Below are 5,264 nucleotides of genomic sequence, written 5' to 3' on the forward strand. Positions count from 1 at the left end.
GTCTGGTGAGCACCGCCGCCGAACTGCGGGCCGTGCCGCGCAGCGGCCGCCGCGCCGTCGTGATGACGATGGGCGCGCTGCACGAGGGTCACGCGACGCTGGTCCGTACGGCACGCGCGCACGTCGGCCCCGAGGGGCAGGTCGTGGTCACCGTCTTCGTGAACCCACTGCAGTTCGGCGCGGGCGAGGACCTGGACCGCTACCCGCGCACGCTGGACGCCGACATCGTGGTGGCCGGGTCGGCCGGCGCCGACGCGGTCTTCGCGCCTTCCGTGGAGGAGGTCTACCCGGGCGGCGAGCCCCAGGTGCGCATCAGCGCGGGCCCCATGGGCGACGTGCTGGAAGGCGCTTCGCGCCCCGGCCACTTCGACGGCATGGCCACCGTCGTCGCCAAGCTGCTCCACCTCACGGCACCGGACGTGGCCTTCTTCGGCCAGAAGGACGCCCAGCAGCTCGCCATCGTGACCCGTATGGCGCGCGACCTGAACTTCCCCGTGGAGATCGTCGGCGTGCCGACCGTACGGGAGGACGACGGGCTGGCGCTCTCCAGCCGCAACCGCTACCTCTCGCCCGCGGAGCGCCGGACCGCGTTGGCCCTCTCGCGCGCCCTGTTCGCGGCCCGCGACCGGCTGGCCGCCGAAGAGGCGCTGCGGGTCCGGGCCGGCTCCGGTACGCACTCCGAGGCGCGCGCCGTGGGCCTGGCAGCGATGGGCGAGGACCGGGCGGCGGCCGACGCGCACGCCCTCGCCTACGTGGCGTCCGCCGGCAGCCCCCAGGGCCCGGCCGTGGCCCGCGCGGCGGCCCGCGCCGTCCTGGAGGACGCGGCCCGCTTCGACCCGCCGCTGGAGCTGGACTACCTGGAGCTGGTCGACCCGGACGGCTTCACGGTGCTCCCGGACACCGAGCGGGCCCCGGACGACGGGCCGTACAAGGGCGGGTACGAGGGCGAGGCGGTGCTCGTCGTTGCCGCCCGGGTCGGCACCACCCGCCTCATCGACAACATCCGCCTCACTTTCGGGCCCGCCGTACCGCAGAGCGGACCCCCGTCAGCAGGAGCACCACGATGACTGCAGGAGCGCCCCGATGACCGGGGTGACCGGGGTGACCGAGCCCGGCATACGACTCGACGCCCCCGCGCCCGGCTGGGCCATCGACGCGGACGTCGTCGTGGTCGGCTCCGGCGTCGCGGGGCTGACCACCGCGCTGCGCTGCGCGGCGGCCGGCCACCGTACGGTCGTGGTCACCAAGGCCCGGCTGGACGACGGCTCCACGCGCTGGGCGCAGGGCGGCATAGCCGCGGCCCTCGGAGAGGGCGACACCCCGGAGCAGCACCTCGACGACACCCTCGTGGCGGGCGCCGGGCTGTGCGACGAGGCGGCGGTCCGCACGCTCGTCACCGAGGGCCCGGACGCGGTACGACGGCTGATCGCCACGGGCGCGCGCTTCGACCCGGACGAGGACGGCGCGGGCATCGCGCTGACCCGCGAGGGCGGCCACCACCGGCGCCGGATCGCGCACGCGGGCGGCGACGCCACCGGCGCGGAGATCTCCCGGGCGCTGGTCGAGGCGGTGCGCGCCCAGGGACTGCGCACCATCGAGAACGCGCTCGTTCTGGACCTCCTCACGGACTCCGAAGGCCGTACGGCGGGCGTCACCCTCCACGTGATGGGCGAGGGCCAGCACGACGGTGTGGGGGCCGTGCACGCGCCCGCCGTGGTGCTCGCCACCGGCGGCATGGGCCAGGTCTTCTCGGCGACGACCAACCCGTCCGTCTCCACGGGCGACGGGGTCGCGCTGGCCCTCCGTGCCGGCGCCGAGATCTCCGACCTCGAATTCGTACAGTTCCACCCGACCGTGCTCTACCTCGGTCCGGAGGCCGAGGGGCAGCAGCCGCTGATCTCCGAGGCGGTGCGCGGCGAGGGTGCGCACCTCGTGGACGGCGACGGTGTGCGCTTCATGGTGGGGCAGCACGAGCTGGCCGAACTGGCGCCGCGCGACATCGTGGCGAAGGGCATCCTGCGCCGCGCCCTGGAGCAGGGCGCCGAGCACATGTACCTGGACGCGCGGCACTTCGGCGCGGCCATGTGGGAGCAGCGCTTCCCGACCATCCTGGCGGCCTGCCGCAGCCACGGCATCGACCCGGTCACCGAGCCGATCCCGGTCGCGCCCGCCGCGCACTACGCCTCCGGCGGGGTGCGGACCGATCTGCACGGCCGGACGACCGTGCCGGGCCTGTACGCGTGCGGCGAGGTCGCCTGCACCGGTGTGCACGGCGCGAACCGGCTCGCCTCCAACTCTCTCCTGGAGGGCCTGGTCTTCGCGGAGCGCATCGCGGCGGACATCGGACCGCGGCCGCTGCCGCGCCCCGGGGAGCCGCGGCTGCCCGGGGGCGCGCCCGTACCGCTGCTCGCCCCCGAGACGCGCTTCGAGATCCAGCGGATCATGACGGCGGGCGTCGGAGTGCTGCGGTCGGCGGACAGCATCGCGGGGGCCTACAAGGAGCTCGTGCGGCTGACCTCCAGGGCCTCGGCGGAATCCGAGGAGGGCAAGGCCGCCGAGCCCGGCGTGGAAGCATGGGAGGCCACCAACCTCCTGCTGGTCGCGCGGGCCCTGGTCGCCGGCGCCCGGGCGCGCGAGGAGACCCGCGGCTGCCACTGGCGGGAGGACCACCCCGACCGTAACGACGAGGTCTGGCAACGCCACTCCGTGGTCACCTTCCGCCCGCCCCACACGGTGGAATTCCGTGTCACGGACTCCGCCGACTTCCCCGCCACCCATCCCGAAACGGAGCCGAACCCGTGAGCACGCCCGACGACCTCCCCCTCCTCCAGATCGGCCGGCCCGGCCAGAGCCCGTCGGACGCGTCCGACGGAGGCTGCGGCGACGCCTGCGGCTGCGGCGCCGGCGACGACGCGTACGAGCTGGACCCGCTGGAGTGCGGTCTGGACCCGGACCTGGCGGCCCTGCTGGTGAACGAGGGGCTGGACCCGGTACAGGTCGAGGACATCGCGCACCTGGCCATCGAGGAGGACCTCGACCAGGGCGTGGACGTCACCACGGTCGCGACCATCCCCGAGGACGCCATCGCCACCGCGGACTTCACCGCGCGTGACGCCGGTACGGTCGCGGGGCTGCGGGTCGCCGAGGCGGTGCTCTCCGTGGTGTGCACGGACGAGTTCGCGGTCGAGCGGCACGTCGAGGAGGGCGACCGCGTCGAGGCGGGGCAGAAGCTGATCTCGGTCACGGCCCGCACGCGCGATCTGCTCACCGGAGAGCGCAGCGCGCTGAACCTGCTGTGCCGGCTCTCCGGCATCGCCACCGCGACGCGTGCCTGGGCGGACGCCCTGGAGGGCACAAAGGCGAGGGTGCGCGACACCCGTAAGACGACGCCGGGCCTGCGCTCCCTGGAGAAGTTCGCGGTGCGCTGCGGCGGCGGCGTGAACCACCGCATGTCGCTCTCGGACGCGGCGCTCATCAAGGACAACCACGTCGTGGCCGCGGGCGGCGTCGCCGAGGCGTTCAAGGCCGTACGGACCGAGTTCCCCGGCGTGCCGATCGAGGTGGAGGTGGACCGCCTCGACCAGATCCCGCCGATCCTCGCCGAGGGCGCCGACCTGATCCTGCTGGACAACTTCACGCCGGAGCAGACCCGCGAGGCGGTCGAACTGGTCGCGGGCCGCGCGATGCTGGAGTCCTCGGGCCGCCTGACGCTCGGCAACGCCCGTACGTACGCGGAGACCGGCGTGGACTACCTCGCGGTCGGCAGCCTCACGCACTCCTCGCCGATCCTGGACATCGGCCTGGACCTGCGCGAGGGCGACGCGCACGAGGGAGCCGGGGAGGCCGGGGCCTGATGCTGCTGACCATCGACGTCGGTAACACCCACACCGTCCTCGGCCTGTTCGACGGCGAGGAGATCGTCGAGCACTGGCGGATCTCCACCGACGCCCGCCGTACCGCCGACGAACTGGCCGTACTGCTCAACGGCCTGATGGGGATGCATCCGCTGCTCGGCGAGGAGCTGGGCGACGGCATCGAGGGCATCTCGATCTGTTCGACCGTCCCCTCGGTCCTGCACGAACTGCGCGAGGTCACCCGCCGCTACTACGGCGACGTGCCGGCCGTACTGGTCGAGCCCGGCGTGAAGACCGGCGTACCGATCCTCATGGACAACCCCAAGGAGGTCGGCGCCGACCGCATCATCAACTCCCTCGCGGCCGTGGAGCTGTACGGGGGCCCGGCGGTCGTCGTGGACTTCGGCACGGCCACGACCTTCGACGCGGTGAGCGCGCGCGGCGAGTACGTCGGCGGCGTGATCGCGCCGGGCATCGAGATCTCGGTGGACGCGCTGGGCGTGAAGGGCGCGCAGCTGCGCAAGATCGAGCTGGCCCGGCCGCGCAGCGTCATCGGCAAGAACACCGTCGAGGCCATGCAGTCCGGCATCCTGTACGGCTTCGCCGGCCAGGTCGACGGCGTCGTCCAGCGGATGGCGCGGGAGCTGGCCGAGGACCCGGAGGACGTGACCGTCATCGCCACGGGCGGGCTGGCCCCGATGGTGCTCGGCGAGTCCTCCACGATCGACATGCACGAGCCCTGGCTCACCCTCATCGGGCTGCGCCTGGTGTACGAGCGCAACGTCGGGCGGCAGTGACGCGGCATTGAAGCGCTGCGGAAGCGGCACTGAATACGGGGCGCCCCGCGGCGCCCCGTAAGGCGTGTCCGCGCAGCGCCTCGTGCGCCGCACCCGGGAATTCCAAATACCGGGGTTTTTGTCCGTTTAGTAATTAAAGTCGGGCCTATGCCCACGCCATACGGATACCGCGGCGGCATGGCGTTCAGCGCGGACGAACTGCGCGTGCTCCGCCGCGCCCTCGCCACTGCCCTCCAGCCCGCTTCCGTCCCTGCCCCCGCTCCTGCCGGCGCCGTACCCGCGAGACGCGATCCGCGGCGCGCGGAAGAGGTCCAGGAATGCCTCCGGCTCTCCGAGGCGCTGGACGAGGCGGCCCGCGAGGGCGGCCGGCTGCGCGACTTTCTCTTCGCCGACCTCGCCCGGTACCGCGACGCGCTCCCGGGGTCCGTACACGGCTATCTGGGGCGCCTCCAGGAGGCCCTGGCGGCCGGGTACGTCCCGGGCCCGGACGACCTCGGCGCGCTCCGGGTGCTGCGCTCGGTGGACGCGGGCCCGGCCGAGCGGACCCGCCGCACGGCCCTGCTGCGCCGCTGCGAGCAGGCCGCCGAGCGCTCCGCACGCGCCCGGCTGCGCG

The 5,264-nt window shown here is 73.8% G+C and carries 5 protein-coding genes; all 5 read left to right on the plus strand.

What is annotated here, in order from left to right:
* Positions 1 to 2: 2 nt before the first annotated feature.
* On the plus strand, positions 3 to 1,067 hold the full coding sequence (panC, locus tag CCS38_RS15080) for a pantoate--beta-alanine ligase (RefSeq protein WP_223733778.1): 1,065 nt from the start codon (positions 3 to 5) through the stop codon (positions 1,065 to 1,067).
* 16 nt (positions 1,068 to 1,083) lie between these two features.
* Positions 1,084 to 2,802: an L-aspartate oxidase gene (locus CCS38_RS15085; RefSeq protein ID WP_223733779.1), complete on the plus strand. Its 1,719-nt coding sequence runs from the start codon at positions 1,084 to 1,086 to the stop codon at positions 2,800 to 2,802.
* Entirely contained in the window at positions 2,799 to 3,854 is a 1,056-nt protein-coding gene (nadC, locus tag CCS38_RS15090; protein ID WP_223733780.1) for a carboxylating nicotinate-nucleotide diphosphorylase, read from the plus strand. The genes CCS38_RS15085 and nadC overlap by 4 nt, the downstream gene beginning before the upstream one ends.
* Positions 3,854 to 4,651: a type III pantothenate kinase gene (locus tag CCS38_RS15095; RefSeq protein WP_030260419.1), complete on the plus strand. Its 798-nt coding sequence runs from the start codon at positions 3,854 to 3,856 to the stop codon at positions 4,649 to 4,651. The genes nadC and CCS38_RS15095 overlap by 1 nt, the downstream gene beginning before the upstream one ends.
* 147 nt (positions 4,652 to 4,798) lie before the next feature.
* On the plus strand, positions 4,799 to 5,264 hold a 466-nt coding region (locus CCS38_RS15100), incomplete at its 3' end, for a hypothetical protein (protein WP_223733781.1).

It is taken from the genome of Streptomyces purpurogeneiscleroticus (genome assembly GCF_020024005.1).
In the GTDB taxonomy this organism is placed as follows: Bacteria; Actinomycetota; Actinomycetes; order Streptomycetales; family Streptomycetaceae; genus Streptomyces; species Streptomyces purpurogeneiscleroticus.